This is a genomic window from Chengkuizengella sp. SCS-71B (genome assembly GCF_040100845.1).
Lineage (GTDB): Bacteria > Bacillota > Bacilli > Paenibacillales > KCTC-33759 > Chengkuizengella.
Map to the genome: position 1 here is coordinate 1,049,812 of NZ_JAZHSH010000001.1, position 16,216 is coordinate 1,066,027.

Here is a 16,216-nt window from a genome sequence, read left to right on the forward strand (position 1 = left end):
AAATTTTTAAGCAGAATGAAGGAGGTACCTATTCAATGGTACAATTCAAAATTTACGATCAACCAACAAACGGAGAAAAAATCACAATCGAAAATGGACAATTACAAGTCCCTAATAAACCAATCATTCCTTTTATTGAAGGAGACGGAACTGGTCCTGATATTTGGGCGGCTTCAAAACGTGTTTTAGACGCTGCTGTAAAAAAAGCTTACAATGGTGAAAAAGAAATTGCTTGGTATGAGGTTTTTGCCGGTCAAAAATCTTTTGATAAATATAATGAATGGTTACCAGAGGATACTTTAACTGCAATTAGAGAATATTTTGTTGCTATTAAAGGCCCTTTAACCACACCAATTGGTGGAGGAATTCGTTCTTTAAACGTTGCTCTTCGTCAAGAATTAGATTTGTACACATGTTTACGCCCAGTTAGATACTTTGATGGTGTTCCTTCACCTGTCAAATTTCCTGAATTGGTTGATATGGCTATTTTCCGTGAGAATACTGAGGATATTTATGCAGGAATCGAATATGAACAAGGTTCAGATGAAGTGAAGAAGGTCATTGATTTCTTGCAAAAAGAAATGGGAGTGAACAAAATTCGTTTCCCTGAAACTTCAGGGATTGGAATTAAACCTGTTTCTTCTGAAGGAACAAAACGCCTTGTGAAGGGTGCAATCGAATATGCAATTAAACATGGACGTAAAAGTGTAACCTTAGTACATAAAGGTAATATTATGAAATTTACTGAAGGTGCATTTAAAAATTGGGGTTATGAAATAGCTGAAGAAGAATTCGGTGATAAAGTATTTACTTGGGGACAATATGATCGAATTCAAGAAGCTGAAGGTAAAGAGGCAGCGGATAAAGCACAAGATGATGCTCTTGCTGCAGGTAAGATTCTTGTGAAGGATGCCATTGCAGATATTGCACTACAACAAGTTCTTACTCGTCCGAAAGATTTTGATGTGATCGCTACATTGAATTTAAATGGAGACTATTTATCTGATGCTTTAGCTGCTCAAGTAGGTGGTATTGGTATTGCTCCTGGAGCGAATATTAACTATGTTACTGGACATGCAATCTTTGAAGCTACTCATGGAACAGCTCCAAAATACGCTGGTTTAGATGTAGTTAATCCTGGTTCTGTCATTTTATCAGGTGTATTAATGCTTGAACATTTAGGTTGGAAAGAAGCTGCTGATTTAATTTACAAGGGTATGGAAACAGCAATTTCTAATAAAACAGTAACGTATGATTTTGAAAGATTAATGGAAAATGCTACAAAAGTGAAATGTTCTGAATTTGCAGATGAAATTATCAAACACATGGCTTAAAATAAAATAGTTTTTATGAATGAATATCCCCTCACTGATTAGTGAGGGGACTTTAAAGAGTAAAAAAATAAAAAAATTACTTAAAAGAGGAGAATCTTAAATGGCAATTCAAAGAAAAAAAATTGCAGTGGTAGGAGCAGGATTTACTGGAGCAACTACTGCACTTATGTTAGCTCAAAAAGAATTGGGTGACGTAGTATTAATTGATATTCCACAATTAGAGAATCCTACAAAGGGTAAAGCGCTTGATATGTTAGAAGCAAGTCCAGTACAAGGTTTTGATAGTAATATCATTGGTACTTCTAGTTATGAGGATGCTAAGGATGCAGATGTAGTCATTATTACAGCAGGTATTGCTCGTAAACCTGGCATGAGTAGAGATGATTTAGTAAATACAAATGCAGGTATCATGAAATCAGTATGTGAGAATGTAAAAAAATATTGTCCAGATTCATATGTAATCATTTTAAGTAATCCAGTGGATGCTATGACTTATGTTGCATTTAACACTCTTGGATTCCCGAAAAATCGTGTCATTGGCCAGTCTGGTGTATTGGATGCAGCTCGTTACTTTACATTTATCTCTCAAGAATTGAATGTTTCTGTTGAGGATGTTCATGGATTTGTATTGGGTGGTCATGGGGATGATATGGTGCCACTAGTACGTTACACGAATGTAGCAGGTATTCCAATTGATAAATTAATTCCGGCTGATCGCATTGAAGCCATTGTTAAACGTACTCGTACAGGTGGAGGAGAAATTGTAGGCTTGCTTGGAAACGGAAGTGCATATTATGCACCAGCAGCTTCTCTAGTTCAAATGACGGAAGCCATTTTAAAAGATAAAAAACGTGTATTACCTTCCATTGCATTTCTTGAAGGTGAATATGGATATGATAACTTATTTATCGGTGTTCCTACGATCCTTGGTGGAGATGGAATTGAAAAGATTATCGAATTAGAATTGACAGAAGAGGAAAAAACAGCTTTAGACAAGTCAGCAGAATCTGTTCGAAAAGTGATAAGTGTTGTAGACAACGGCTAAACATGATAGGATAAAAAGAGTATGGATCATAATCCATACTCTTTTTATGCCAAAATTCACCTATAGGTGCTGTGTTTTCTTCAAATCAAAATCATGGAGGGTTATTAAAATGACTGGTTTTTTACATCTTCATACTACAGTAGGGTTATTGTTAATTGCTTACATATTACTTCCGTTTCTTATTTTAACTTTAAAAAATGGAAATGAAGGGATAGCAAAAGTATCTGTTTTTATTAATCGTATAGGAATGTACATATTAATCATAGCATTTTTGACAGGTGGTTATTTAATAAGTCAATTTGAAGGATATTCTATCGCTTGGATGATTGTTGTAGTGTTATTGCTTCTAGTGATGTTTGCAATGACAGGCATGATGTCAAAACCATTGAAGCGAGCAAGAGATGGAAGTGCGATTGATGCGGATCATAAAAAGGCAAAAATGTTTAGTTTTATTAATGCAATTGCTGTATTAGTCATCCTTGTATTAATGTATAACCCTAGTCTGCTGTAATTTAAAATGTGTACTAGTCTATGGATACTTGTCTATACCAAATGAAAGGTTTGAACATAGTATATTTAAGTAATGAGAAGGTTTAATGATATTTCTACCACCAATACGCTCATTTTACCTCAAGACCTCACTATTGTATAAAGTAGTGAGGTTTTTCTATGTCTGATTAAAAATTATTTCTAATATTTGATCCTAAATGTCGAGGTTCCAATGAAATTGGGTACTTTCATCAATATACTAGTCCATACAAATTGAATTTTCCAACATAAAATATATTATCTCACTGCTATAGTGGTGAGGTTGTTGCGGTTTAAAGTTCTCCTTTTTATAATTGAATAGGATCATGTTACTCGGATAAAACGAATCTCTTTCAATTCATGGATGAAAGGGATTCGTTATTTTAATGTATCAGTCTTTACTAAACTATTTTCTAAGAATTATATTCACTATTTTGTATTCCTTTATTTCTACTGAATAGACTTAATTCATCTAATGTTTTCTCGAAACTTGGAGCAAGTGAGTTTAGAAAGAAATCAACTTCAGGCATATTTGTGCTTTTTAAGCTTAATTCAATATCTTTTTTTGCTGTTGCAAATTCCTTGTTACCAGCAGAGAATTCCGAAATACATTTTAAATAAGCATCTATCTCATCAGCAGCTTTTACATATTTCATTAACTCTTGATCTGATTCGCTGTTTTGTATTAAAGCTTCATACGCTGGTTTTAATACATCTGGAACAGTTTTCATGAGTCGGTCTGATGCTAATTCTTCAATTTCTCTAAAACTATTTAAGATTTGGTCATTATGATGTTTGACGGGTGTTGGTATGTCGCCTGTAAAAACTTCAGTTGCATCATGGAACAAAGCTAAACATACAGCTTTTTCTGTATTTATGTTTTTATCAAATACTTCATTTGCTATAGTGCATAATACATGTGTAATAAGTGAAACATGGTAGGAGTGCTCAGCAACATTTTCATTCACGACATTCCGCATTAAGCTCCACCTTTTAATATATCGTAGCCGGTATAAATAAGCTAAAAAATGGCTGTTTTCCATCATATAAATTACCCAACTTTCTATTCTGATCATATATGATATGAAATCAGAACCATATTTGTTAGCAGTATTATATCACATAAGTAATAAGTTGATAAAACAAATGTTCGTAAAACAGATGTTTAAAATAGTCATTTACATAGGGGGAATAGTCCAATCTAATTACTGTATAAGGCATATACTATAATAGCTAAAGGTTGGGGAGGTGAATGTATATCATGTTTTTCATCATAGGAATTGCTGTTGTAGTACTGGTTTTATTTATACTGTTGGTGATCATTCTAGCCCTCTTAATACCAATAAAGCGATGCTTCCCTCATAAAGTATTTTATTAAATTGAAAAAATAAAATAACCATACAATTTCACCATACAATTTTTTGTATGGTTATTTTTTTGATAACTTAAGAATTTATAAAATTTCAAATTCTAAGTTTCAAGTTTTTGTTCATATAAAAACATTTCATGAACTGGGATACTACTCTTATATGAATGATAAAGAAAAGTTTACTTTTATGATATAATATTGAAAGTGAATTTTTGTGTAAATCCATATACAATCACCTTCTAAGATGGATATGAAGATGAGTATATTCAAATAACACAGCTTAATACGAGGGGGAGTAATTCAGTACCATGAAACATTTTGAAGAGAGCGTTTATCAATTAATAGTAGAAACATCTACCAACCTACCATCAGATGTGCGAAAAGCAATCAAAAATGCAAAATCTAAAGAGAATCAAGGAACGAGAGCAGCATTATCTCTATCTACAATTTCCAATAACATTAGAATGGCTGAATCGAATGTTTCACCGATTTGTCAGGACACAGGGATGCCAACTTTTATAGTGCATACACCTGTGGGAGCTAATCAAATTGAAATGAAAAAAGACATTCTTACTGCTATAAAAAGAGCGACACAAAACAGTAAACTTCGTCCAAATTCTGTAGATTCTTTGACAGGGGAAAACAGTGGGGATAACATTGGAGAAGGAACACCAGTTATACACTTTGAACAATGGGAAAAAAAGGACATTGATATCCGTTTAATTTTAAAAGGCGGAGGTTGTGAAAATAAAAATATTCAATACAGCTTACCGATGGAGCTTGAAGGACTAGGTAAGGCTGGTCGTGATCTTGATGGTATTAGAAAATGTATTATGCATTCTGTGTACCAAGCGCAAGGTCAAGGATGTAGTGCTGGATTCATTGGAGTAGGAATTGGTGGTGACCGTACAACTGGGTATGAACTTGCAAAGAAACAACTTTTCCGTGAAGTGGATGATGTAAATCCTAATCCTGATCTGCAAAAGCTAGAAGAGTACGTATTGGAAAATGCCAATAAATTAGGAATCGGAACGATGGGATTTGGAGGAGAAGTTACTCTGCTTGGTTGCAAGGTAGGGGTAATGAATCGTTTACCTGCTAGTTTTTTTGTATCTGTAGCCTATAATTGCTGGGCATTTCGTCGTTTAGGTGTTTTGATAGATTCTACTTCTGGGGAAATTAATGAATGGATTTATGATAAGGATAGTGATCATCAAGCAAATGATGCAAACCAACATGAAATAGCATCTGATAAAGGGAATAATTCAGATCAAAAAGAAGTTGTTTTACAAGCACCGATTACTGAGGAACAAATTCGCGACTTAAAAGTTGGCGATGTTGTTATTATAAATGGAGCCATGCATACAGGGCGTGATGCATTGCACAAGTATTTAATGGAGAACGAATCTCCTGTAGATCTTAATGGCGGTATTATTTATCATTGTGGTCCTGTAATGGCTAAAGTAGATGATGAATACGTTGTAAAAGCTGCTGGTCCAACAACTAGTATTCGTGAAGAACCTTATCAAGGTGATATTATTAAAAAGTTTGGTATCCGTGCAGTGATAGGAAAAGGCGGTATGGGGGCAAAAACGTTATCAGCATTAAAAGAACATGGTGGAGTTTACTTAAATGCCATCGGTGGTGCTGCTCAATATTATGCTGAATCCATTAAAAAAGTAGATAGTGTCGACTTTTTAGAATTTGGGATTCCAGAAGCGATGTGGCACTTACAAGTAGAAGGTTTTGCAGCGATTGTGACAATGGATGCACATGGAAATAGCTTACATGCAGACGTTGAAAAATCATCACTTGAAAAATTAGCTCAATTTAAAGAATCAGTATTTTAAAATAAAATAGTTTATAATAAAAAGATATCCCAGTATCCTTTGATGCTAGGATTTCTTTTTTCATACGAAAAGTAATTATAAAATAATATAATAATTACTCTGATTTGGGTTATAGAAAGATAGGAGTTTCTAATGGTTAAATTACGAGTAAAACTAACATTAATAATTATTGTTTTATTGGCAGTAACTGCACTTGGGGCAGGGTTTTTTACAGTTGAAAAATTAAAGGATTCTCAGCTGCAATTTTTGAAGGATCAACTACTCCAAGAGATTAAAGTCATACAAAACACATTGACCTGGAAAAATACTGTGGATGATCAAGAAATGATAGCTTATTTTAGTGAAGGTGCAGAAGAACTCAGCAAGTCAACTCAAGCTAGAATTACATTTATTGATCTCGAAGGAAATGTAGTAGGAGAGTCAGATTTCGACCCTGAACAAATGGATAATCATTTGTTTAGAGAGGAAATATTATCCATTGTTGAGAATGGAGAATATGGAACTGCCATTAGATACAGTAATACAATTAAACATAATATGTTGTATGTTGCTGCTCCTTTTCACAATATTAATAACCCTATTGGATATTTGCGTTTGGCAATTAACTTAGATGAAGTAGAGTATAAAACTAACGAATTATGGACTTATTATATCATTGGGATTTTATTTTTATTGGTAGTAACTGCAATGATCAGTTATTTAATTACTCGTGGATTAACAAAACCATTAGAAAATATTATGATGGTAGCACAGCAAATTACTCGCGGTAATTATCAATCTAAAGTAAAAATATATCACAAAGATGAAATAGGTCGATTAGGAAAAGCGATAAATACAATGGCTTCAAGTTTGCAGTATCAAATGAACCGAATTTCTGAAAATGAAATCAGGCTTAAAACCGTTTTAGAGCATTTAATCAGTGGCGTTATTATGATCGATCGTCATGGCAAAATTGTATTATTGAACCGAGCATCTGAAACTATACTTGGTATAAAGGAGAATGAAATATTAGGAAAACGGTACATAGACACAAAACAAAATCAGGATTTAATTACATTGATACAAACCTGTTTTCAGAAAAAACAGCATATTCGTGAAGAGTTAACCTTTTATTATCCAGAGCAACGTACAATTGAAATGAATCTAGTTCCACTGCACCAAGATCATAAACAGCGGTCAGGAATATTAATAGTAATGCATGATATTACAGCGATCCGGAAATTAGAAAAAATGAGAAGTGATTTTGCAGCGAATGTCTCACATGAGTTGAAAACACCCATTGCCGCTGTAAAAGGTTTTTCAGAAACATTATTATCTGGAGCGTTAGATGACAAAGAGACAGCAAAATCATTTTTGCAAATCATATATGATGAAAGTGATCGTTTAAATCGATTGATTAGCGATATATTAGAGCTATCTAAAATTGAATCGAAAGCAGTTCCTCTTCATTATTCTCCAATTGCTATGAAGCAATTTGTAGAGAAGACGGTGCAAATGTTAGAGTCCCAATCAAAAGAAAAGCAGATCCATGTCACTCTAAATGTCAATCAAGATTTATATATGGAGGCAGATGAGGATCGCTTGAGGCAAGTATTTATTAATTTATTATCCAATGCCATTAACTATACGCCTGAAGGAGGACAGATTCAAATCAGAGTAGAGTATTTATATCTGTCTGAAGATGTTGATGATGAGAAAATACGAATAGAGATTTCAGATACTGGAATAGGAATTCCAAAAAAGGATTTACCACGAATATTTGAACGTTTTTATAGAGTGGATAAAGCTCGTTCCCGTATCTCTGGAGGAACTGGCCTAGGATTATCTATTGTAAAACATATCGTTGAATTGCATAAAGGAGAGATTAGAGTGGAAAGCGACATTGGGAGTGGAACTACTTTTATTATTGATTTACCACTTGTACAATAATTTACAAATAGTTTACATAGATTTAATAATTGGATGATAAACTAATATAGTTGTTAGAGGACGTTCAGAAGCACTTATGATCAATGAACACGTTAATCTATTATAAAGGGGAACAAGTTAGTATGTCCAAAAAGGTGTTAGTCATTGAAGACGAACCTACATTATCTAGACTATTATCATATAATCTATCTCAAGCAGGGTATGAAACAAAGGTTGCAGAGGATGGAAGAGTTGGATTACAATATGCGCTTCAGCAATATTTTGACCTAATCATCTTAGATATTATGTTGCCTGGCTTAAACGGATTTGAGATACTTACAAAAATAAGAGAACAAAAAGTAAAAACACCCATTATATTTCTAACAGCCAAAACAGCTGAAGATGAAATTGTGCAAGGTCTAAAACAGGGTGCGGACGATTATATTACGAAACCATTTGGAGTAGCTGAATTGTTGGCTAGAGTAGCGGCTGTTTTAAGAAGGTCTCTATCAGAGGATATACAAAGTGATGAGACACCTGATGATAAAGTAATTATACTTGGAGATTTAAAAATTTATCCTGATCAATATGAAGTTTTATTAAATGAGGAAAGTATTTCATTACGCCCGAAGGAATTTGAAGTTTTGCTGCATATGGTAGAAAGACAAGGCAAAGTAATTACAAGAGATGATCTGATGAATATTGTTTGGGGGTTTGATTACATAGGAGGTCAACGCACGGTAGATGTCCATGTAAGTTCACTTCGTAAAAAGCTTGAGTTAGGTCAAAATTCAGTTAAAATTGAATCCATTCGTGGTGTTGGTTATAAATTAGTAGTAAGAAATAATCAGTAAAATGAATCTTATTTATTTGATTTCCAATTCAGCATTTTTTTGCGGAACTCGTTGGGTGAACATTGATTGTACTTTTTAAAAATCTTATAAAAATGAGCCATGTTATTCATATTGATGCTCTCCCCAATCTGTGTGATACTGTCTTCACTCGTTAATAACATTCTTTCTGCTTTTTTAATTTTTTTGTAATTGACGTATTCTATAAATGTCATTTGAATTGTATTTTTGAAAGATTTCACAAAGTGGTAATAACTCATATTCACGATTTGTGATGCAGTTTCAATACTGATTTTATCCATCAAATGAGAATCAACATAATCTAGTACTGGTTTGAGACGAAGAAAATCTGCATTGTGCTGAACATTGAGTGTTTTGTTTGCATCATTTCGCAGTAATACCAGCATAATTTTATGGATAAAAAGAGTTACTGCAATCTCATAACCCGTTTTTTTACTCTTTGCTTCATTGTATATTTCTGATACAGTATCAAATATTTCTTTTTTTGCTTGTACATTATTTTTGAAAATATAATTGAGATGGCTTAACGGATCATTCGCTCCTGCAAAATATTTGATATATGGCATAATGCTATAGTCAAAATATTGTTCAATATCAAACTGCAGTACAATGTATTCTAAACCTTCTTTTACCATCCGATCCCGGTGAAGCTCATTCGAACCAATTAAGATAACATCTCCAGATTCCAGCAAATATACATCTTCTTCAACATGCACTTCTAGCTGCCCACTTAATACTGCTAAGATTTCCACTTCTTTATGATAATGCCAGCTAATCATGTTATGGTTAACTCTCTTACTTTGAAATATTTTTAAAGATAATAAAGGGTTTTCAAATGATATTTTTTCATTTATTATCAATGACTTCAATCCTCCAATATCCCAAAATAGCATAAAAGTAAAACTATTATGGTAATATCACTTTCTTATTTCATTGTGTATAATTTTGTTAGAATCTAAACTATAGAAAATTTCCAGTATAACGACATATATTTAATAATATAACACAAAATTGAATAAAGTGTACCTAGATTAAAATGGAGGGAAATTGGATGAATAACAAACTTAAAGTTGGGATTATTGGATGTGGAGGAATAGCAACTGGAAAACATTTGCCTTCACTTTCCAAATTGGAAGCGGTTGAATTAGTAGCATTTTGTGATATTGATATCACTAATGCAGAGAAAGTAGCTAAAAAATACGGTATAGAAGGGGCAATGGTGTTCACTGATCACATTGAATTATTAAACGAACCATCCATCGAAATTGTTCACATTTGTACTCCAAATGATTCTCACGCAGATATTGCAATAGCAGCTCTTGAAGCGGGGAAACATGTAAATTGTGAGAAACCAATGGCTAAAACAGCTAAAGATGCTAGACGAATGTATGAGGCTTCTAAATTATCAGATAAGAAGCTTACGATCAGTTATCAAAATCGTTTCAGAGCAGATAGTTTATATTTGAATCAAGCTTGTAGAGATGGAGAGTTAGGTGAAATCTATTTTGCCAAGGCTCATGCAATACGTCGACGCGCGGTACCTACTTGGGGTGTATTCTTAGATGAAGAAAAACAAGGGGGAGGTCCATTAATCGACATTGGTACACATGCTTTGGATTTAACATTATGGATGATGGATAATTATAAACCAAAAGTTGTATTAGGGACAGCTTTTCATAAACTATCTAAGCGGGAAAATGCAGCGAATGCATGGGGACCGTGGGATCCGAATAAATTTACAGTAGAAGATTCTGCTTTTGGAATGATCAAAATGGAAAATGGAGCAACGATTATATTAGAATCTAGCTGGGCTTTAAATTCCTTAGATGAAGGCGAAGCAAAATGCACACTTGCAGGAACTGAAGGCGGGGCAGATATGAAGGATGGACTTCGGATTAATGGTGAAAGTCGTGGGAAATTATTTACTAATCAGATTCAAACGAATGTAGGTGGAGTTGCATTTTATGATGGGAAAGAAGAAAGTGATGCAGACTTAGAAATGAGATTGTGGATTGATAGTATTCTTCATGATACAGAGCCTATAGTTAAACCTGAACAAGCTCTTGTTGTATCAGAAATTTTAGAAGCGATTTATGAGTCTTCAAAAACAGGGAAAGCTGTTTATTTTGATTAAAAAAATGTGTTTACTCTTATTCGCTCCACTTGCAAAAATTGCAAAAGTCGCGAATAAGAGTAAACCACACCTTTGGTGACGAGTTAGAGATGAGAAGGAAAAGGAGAGTGTAAATATGAAGCTTGGAGTTTTTTCCGTATTGTTTGCACAAAAATCACTTAAAGAAACCTTAGACTACATTCAAGCAAAAGGACTTGAAGCAATAGAAATTGGGACAGGTGGTTATCCAGGGAAGGCTCATTGTGATCCTGAAATTTTGCTGGAAGATGAACACAAATTGAATGATTTTAAACAACTTTTCTCTTCCAGTGGGATTGAAATTTCAGCATTAAGCGTTCACGGAAATACACTTCATCCACAGAAAGATATTGCTAGAGGTTATCATAATGATCTAATAAAAACAATTGATTTAGCTCATAAATTGGATATTCCAGTGGTTAATACATTTTCAGGTTGTCCTGGTGATCATGAGGGTGCTAAATATCCTAATTGGCCTGTAGCTCCATGGCCAAATGATTTCCAAGATATTTTAAAATGGCAGTGGGAAGAAAAAATCATACCTTATTGGGCAGAAATAGGTCAATATGCGAGTGATCGGAATGTGAAAATTGGTTTAGAACTTCATGGCGGATTTTCAGTTCATACACCTGCAACGTTACTTCGATTAAGAGATGCTGTTGGTGAAGTGATTGGAGCAAATTTAGATCCAAGTCATATGTGGTGGCAAGGTATAGATCCAGTGGAATCTATAAAAATATTAGGAAAAAATAAAGCGATACATCATTTTCATGCAAAAGATACAACGATAGATCAAAATAATGTGAACCGTTATGGATTAACGGATATGCAATCCTATGCAAACATGTTAGATCGAGCTTGGCAGTTTAGAACAGTTGGATTTGGACATGATCTAAAAACATGGTCTGACATTATAAGCACATTACGTTTAGTTGGTTATGATTATGTAGTGAGTATTGAACATGAAGATGGTTTAATGTCTATTGATGAAGGGTTTAGTAAAGCCGTTATGAATTTACAGCAAGTATTATTAAAAGAACCTTTAGGTGATATGTGGTGGGTTTAGAAAAACAAGTCATCATAGAGAGGTATCACAATTTGCAAAAGATATGTTGAGAAATGATGTGGGCATGATTGGTGGCATATCTATCGAGTTACTGAACTAGCAAAAAGAATTGCTGAAGAAGAAGGTGCGGATATATATATCTGCACCTTGGCTGCTTTGTTGCATGAAATAGCGGACGAAAAAGAATGATTATCTTATTTCACAATTAATTTCTATTGAATTGTCTACTTTATGGAAATTAGAATGAGTAAGGTTAAGGTTCCATTTCGTAAGATAAAGTTTATTATGTTAATTAATTTTATATACCATATCTCCTATTTTGACCTCTGATTCATTTATCCATTTAGCTTCTAATATTTCTTCTCTTCTCCAACTTAATGTATGTAGAATATCCCTTTTTTTAATCATTTTTAAGTATTCTTTTTCTAGAACATATACTATCTGCTCCCCATAAAAGAAGTCCTTTTTAGTATATTCAGTAATCACAATTTGTTTTTGTCCATTTGGAATGATTTCTCTAATATATGGTTTGAATTCATCCAAATTGTTCATAGAGTGATTTACAAAATTAAAATATAAAATGATTAATGAAATTAAGATTGGAAAAAGTGATGTTAAAATAACTCTCTTTTTGATAATAATAGCAATTACTCCTATCATAGGGATAGCAAAGATTAAGTTATAGAAAGTTAGATAGGTAAAAGTCAACCATAAAATAAATAAATAAAAATACTGACTAGGTTTCATGGTATTTATGAAGAGGAGAAAAAGTACAAGAAATGAAAATACTAAATACGTAACAATAAAGATATCTTCAGTAATAGATATTAAACTGTAACTACTAGTATATAAAGTAATTACACCGATTTGAAACATGAAGTATAAAAAAAGAATTACATTTTTTTTGGTTTTAAGAAAATTCATTCTAACTCTCCTTTTAATTTATTAATCATGTTCAATGATAGTTTTAAAATGTACTAAATTTAATGTTACTTATCTACAGTAACTACATAAGGAATTATTAATATGGTTTAAAGTATGATATAAACTCAATATATAATTATACAATAGTATTAAATGGGATTGAAACAGTAAAAAAAATACCCTTAGAATAGATTGTGATATATTCTCTACTCTACAGGGTTTTATTTTTTATATACTGGTCTTTTCACGTTTGATTTACTCTGAAACTATTTAGATATTTCGTTATCCATCTCTTCCACATCTGTATTCCCTTTTGCTCCCCACCAAAATCCTAAAAATAAACAAGCAGCAACAACTAGTGGTGGCGCATATGTGATTAAAAATTGATCCATTTGTATCATCCTTTCTTACCTTGCACGTATTTTATATCGAATAAGAATAAACGCATTAACAAATATAATGAAGGAACTAACAACAACAAACCTAGAATAAATACAGTCACGAGTGAAATAGCCATTGCTTGGTTCGTGAAATGCTCATGAATATTAATGTAGGGGTACAAAATATAAGGTAAATGAGAAGCTCCATACCCAAAAAATGCAAATGCAAATTGGAACATCACAAAAACAAAGGCCCAGCCTAATTTTTTTCGTTTCCAAACAAAATATACGGCTACTAAAAAACAAATAAAGGATATAACAAACATCCAAGATAAATCGACCATTCTTTCAAAATGTTCAACATTGTGATTTCGAATGGAGAAAAAGACAAGCAGACTAGCAACAATAGTTGGAAAACTCCAAGCAAGAGCATACTTACGAACAATTTCAAATGCTTTATGATCTCTTGCTTTATAAGCATAATAGGTCAAGAACATAGAGGAAATGTACAACACACTGATTAAAGCTAATCCAACTACTGTCCAAGCATAGGGACTTGTGAAAAGTTCCATATATTGAAATTGTACTTCTCCATTGATGACCTTAATAAAACCGCCCTCAGAAATAATTAATACTGTAGATAATGCAGCAGGAATCAACCACCCACTCGCTCCGTATAAAAACAAATAAAATCGGTTATTTTTTGCGCCATACGTACTAAATGCATAATAAGAACCTCGAATAGCTAATAAAATGACGGCAATACTTCCCGGTATAAGCAATGATGTTCCATAATAATAAGCTGTATCTGGGAAGAATCCGATTAACCCCACCATGAAAAAGATTAGAAATACATTTGTAACTTCCCATACTGGAGAAAGGTATCTTTCAATCATGGGCTGAATTAACTGTTTATTACCTGTAATTTCACTATAGTAACTGAAAAATCCAGCACCAAAATCTACAGAAGCGACAATTAAATAACCATAAAGGAAAATCCAGAGGACGGTAATTCCTAAAAGTTCATAATTCATTTATTATCTCCTCCCTTCGAAGCAATTTCATCTTCAGCAGGGTAATTCTTAAACATTTTTCGAATGACTTTGATACATGTAAACCCTAATACAATATATAATAATGTGAAGACTAAAAGCATTGTATCTACATGTCCTGAAGTTGTAGCAGCATCTGTTGTTTTCATATAACCTCGCAAAATCCATGGTTGTCTCCCTACTTCAGCGAAAATCCAACCGAATTCAATGGCCAACATGGCGAGTGGTCCACCTAGAACAATCAGTTTTAATAATCCCTTGTTATGAACATTCCATTTGCGGACTTTTTGTCCAACCACGTAAGTTAAAGCAATGAGCATCAGAGCAACTCCTATAATGGCCATTAAATCAAACATATAATGTATCCATAAAGGCGGAATTTCATCCTCTGGAAGGTCATTAATTCCTATGACTTCAGCATCTGGAGAACCGTGAGCTAATATACTTAACGCTAGTGGTAGTTTCAATCCATATTTAACTTCATTATTTTCTGTAAGGATTCCTCCAATAATGAGTGGAGCTTGATCTGTTGTTTCGAAATGCCACTCCGCTGCAGCTAATTTTTCAGGCTGATATTCAGCTAAATACTTACCTGAAAAATCTCCAATAATCGCTGTTCCTATGGAAAAGATAAGAGCAGATACCATAGTTAATTTAAGTGCTTTTTTATAATAAACATGTTTTCTTCCTCGCAGTATGGATATTGCTGCAATGCCTGCTAAAACAAAAGCAGATGTTAAATATGCAGATATAAGAACGTGTGCTACTTTTGTAGGTGTAGCTGGATTAAACATGGCTACTAGTGGTTGTACATTTATGATTTTTCCAGTTAAAACATCAATATCAAATCCCTGTGGTGCATTCATAAATGCATTTACAATCGTAATGAAAAAGGCAGAGGCAGATGAACCGATAACAACTGGAATAAGTAAATAAAAGTGAGTCATTCTGTTTTTGAAACGATCCCAAGTATATAAATATATACCTAAAAAGATAGCTTCAAAGAAAAACGCGAAAGTTTCCATAAACAAAGGTAGTGCAATAGATTGACCAGCTACCTGCATAAACTTAGGCCACAATAAACTTAACTGCAAACCTATAGCAGTCCCTGTAACAACTCCTACTGCAACTGTAATTGTGAATCCTCTAGCCCAGCGACGAGCAAGCAATAAATAATGTGAATCATTTCGTTTAATGCCTATCCATTCTGCTAATGCAATCATGACAGGTACACCAACACCTATGGTGGCAAAAATAATATGAAATGCTAATGTTAAAGAAGTTAATAATCTACTAAAAATGACGGGATCATATGCTGATAACATAATATCACTCCTTAACTAGTACAATGTATCATTTGTTAACAATCTATATTTCATTCTATTTTTTTATCAATGAGCTGATTTATGTTTAGAAGAAACGTCTAATGATTGATAGTGACATAAGAATCGCTACTACAATACATAGAATAATTAATTTTCTTTCTTGTTTATGAGATTTATTTGAATTAGATTTGTTGTTGTCCATTTGTTCTCACCCTATTCATAAATATATTATTTTATACATTAACAAATTTATGTTTAATTAGAACATTGATATTGTGATGAATATTGGAGGTTAAATATATTGTACGACATAATATGTGAAATAAATCACATAATTGTGATCAACGTATGAACGAAGTTTGTCAAAAATAAGTACAGATGTTTCAGGCAAATCTTAAAATTTACATTCCT

The 16,216-nt window shown here is 33.2% G+C and carries 14 protein-coding genes and 1 pseudogene; 9 read left to right on the top strand and 6 right to left on the bottom strand.

The window, feature by feature from the left end:
* The first annotated feature begins 35 nt into the window (after nt 1–35).
* The 3 genes from icd (at nt 36) to VQL36_RS05170 (ending at nt 2,890) form a co-directional block, all read left to right on the top strand.
* Nucleotides 36–1,334, top strand: a complete 1,299-nt coding sequence (gene icd, locus VQL36_RS05160; protein WP_349248289.1) for an NADP-dependent isocitrate dehydrogenase — start codon at nt 36–38, stop codon at nt 1,332–1,334.
* 100 nt (nt 1,335–1,434) lie between these two features.
* Nucleotides 1,435–2,379 (top strand): malate dehydrogenase, encoded by a 945-nt coding sequence (gene mdh / locus VQL36_RS05165; protein WP_349248290.1) that lies wholly within the window; start codon nt 1,435–1,437, stop codon nt 2,377–2,379.
* Nucleotides 2,380–2,488: 109 nt separating this feature from the next.
* Nucleotides 2,489–2,890 carry a hypothetical protein gene (locus tag VQL36_RS05170; RefSeq protein WP_349248291.1) on the top strand — a complete coding sequence of 134 codons (402 nt, stop codon included), beginning with the start codon at nt 2,489–2,491 and terminating at the stop codon, nt 2,888–2,890.
* A 430-nt stretch (nt 2,891–3,320) separates the two neighbouring features.
* Here VQL36_RS05170 and yfbR read toward each other — a convergent pair whose 3' ends face one another.
* Entirely contained in the window at nt 3,321–3,953 is a 633-nt protein-coding gene (gene yfbR / locus VQL36_RS05175) for a 5'-deoxynucleotidase (RefSeq protein WP_413789557.1), read from the bottom strand.
* Nucleotides 3,954–4,584: 631 nt separating this feature from the next.
* Between yfbR and VQL36_RS05180 the strand changes: the two genes are divergently transcribed.
* The 3 genes from VQL36_RS05180 (at nt 4,585) to VQL36_RS05190 (ending at nt 8,888) form a co-directional block, all read left to right on the top strand.
* Nucleotides 4,585–6,126, top strand: a complete 1,542-nt coding sequence (locus tag VQL36_RS05180) for a fumarate hydratase (protein ID WP_349248292.1) — start codon at nt 4,585–4,587, stop codon at nt 6,124–6,126.
* 132 nt (nt 6,127–6,258) lie between these two features.
* Complete coding sequence (gene pnpS, locus VQL36_RS05185; RefSeq protein ID WP_349248293.1) at nt 6,259–8,055, top strand: two-component system histidine kinase PnpS; 1,797 nt, start codon at nt 6,259–6,261, stop codon at nt 8,053–8,055.
* Nucleotides 8,056–8,177: 122 nt separating this feature from the next.
* A complete protein-coding gene (locus tag VQL36_RS05190) occupies nt 8,178–8,888 on the top strand; it encodes a response regulator transcription factor (RefSeq protein ID WP_349251127.1) in 711 nt (236 codons plus the stop codon).
* Nucleotides 8,889–8,896: 8 nt separating this feature from the next.
* Here VQL36_RS05190 and VQL36_RS05195 read toward each other — a convergent pair whose 3' ends face one another.
* Nucleotides 8,897–9,766, bottom strand: a complete 870-nt coding sequence (locus VQL36_RS05195; protein ID WP_349248294.1) for an AraC family transcriptional regulator — start codon at nt 9,764–9,766, stop codon at nt 8,897–8,899.
* Nucleotides 9,767–9,957: 191 nt separating this feature from the next.
* Here VQL36_RS05195 and VQL36_RS05200 point away from each other — a divergent pair, with 191 nt between their 5' ends.
* The 3 genes and pseudogenes from VQL36_RS05200 to VQL36_RS21125 form a co-directional block, all read left to right on the top strand.
* Nucleotides 9,958–11,040: a Gfo/Idh/MocA family oxidoreductase gene (locus VQL36_RS05200; protein ID WP_349248295.1), complete on the top strand. Its 1,083-nt coding sequence runs from the start codon at nt 9,958–9,960 to the stop codon at nt 11,038–11,040.
* A gap of 115 nt (nt 11,041–11,155) precedes the next feature.
* Nucleotides 11,156–12,124, top strand: coding sequence for a sugar phosphate isomerase/epimerase (locus VQL36_RS05205; RefSeq protein ID WP_349248296.1), 969 nt, complete (start codon nt 11,156–11,158; stop codon nt 12,122–12,124).
* 60 nt (nt 12,125–12,184) lie between these two features.
* Nucleotides 12,185–12,307: pseudogene (locus tag VQL36_RS21125) on the top strand (HD domain-containing protein); the annotation flags it as partial.
* 105 nt (nt 12,308–12,412) lie between these two features.
* Here VQL36_RS21125 and VQL36_RS05215 read toward each other — a convergent pair.
* From VQL36_RS05215 to VQL36_RS05230, 4 genes are all read right to left on the bottom strand, one after another.
* Nucleotides 12,413–13,048, bottom strand: a complete 636-nt coding sequence (locus tag VQL36_RS05215) for a hypothetical protein (protein ID WP_349248297.1) — start codon at nt 13,046–13,048, stop codon at nt 12,413–12,415.
* Between the two features lie 266 nt (nt 13,049–13,314).
* On the bottom strand, nt 13,315–13,440 hold the full coding sequence (cydS, locus tag VQL36_RS05220) for a cytochrome bd oxidase small subunit CydS (RefSeq protein WP_276609513.1): 126 nt from the start codon (nt 13,438–13,440) through the stop codon (nt 13,315–13,317).
* A 5-nt stretch (nt 13,441–13,445) separates the two neighbouring features.
* Nucleotides 13,446–14,462: a cytochrome d ubiquinol oxidase subunit II gene (locus VQL36_RS05225; RefSeq protein ID WP_349248298.1), complete on the bottom strand. Its 1,017-nt coding sequence runs from the start codon at nt 14,460–14,462 to the stop codon at nt 13,446–13,448.
* On the bottom strand, nt 14,459–15,805 hold the full coding sequence (locus VQL36_RS05230) for a cytochrome ubiquinol oxidase subunit I (RefSeq protein WP_349248299.1): 1,347 nt from the start codon (nt 15,803–15,805) through the stop codon (nt 14,459–14,461). Before VQL36_RS05230 ends, VQL36_RS05225 begins: the two co-directional genes overlap by 4 nt.
* Nucleotides 15,806–16,216 lie beyond the last annotated feature (411 nt).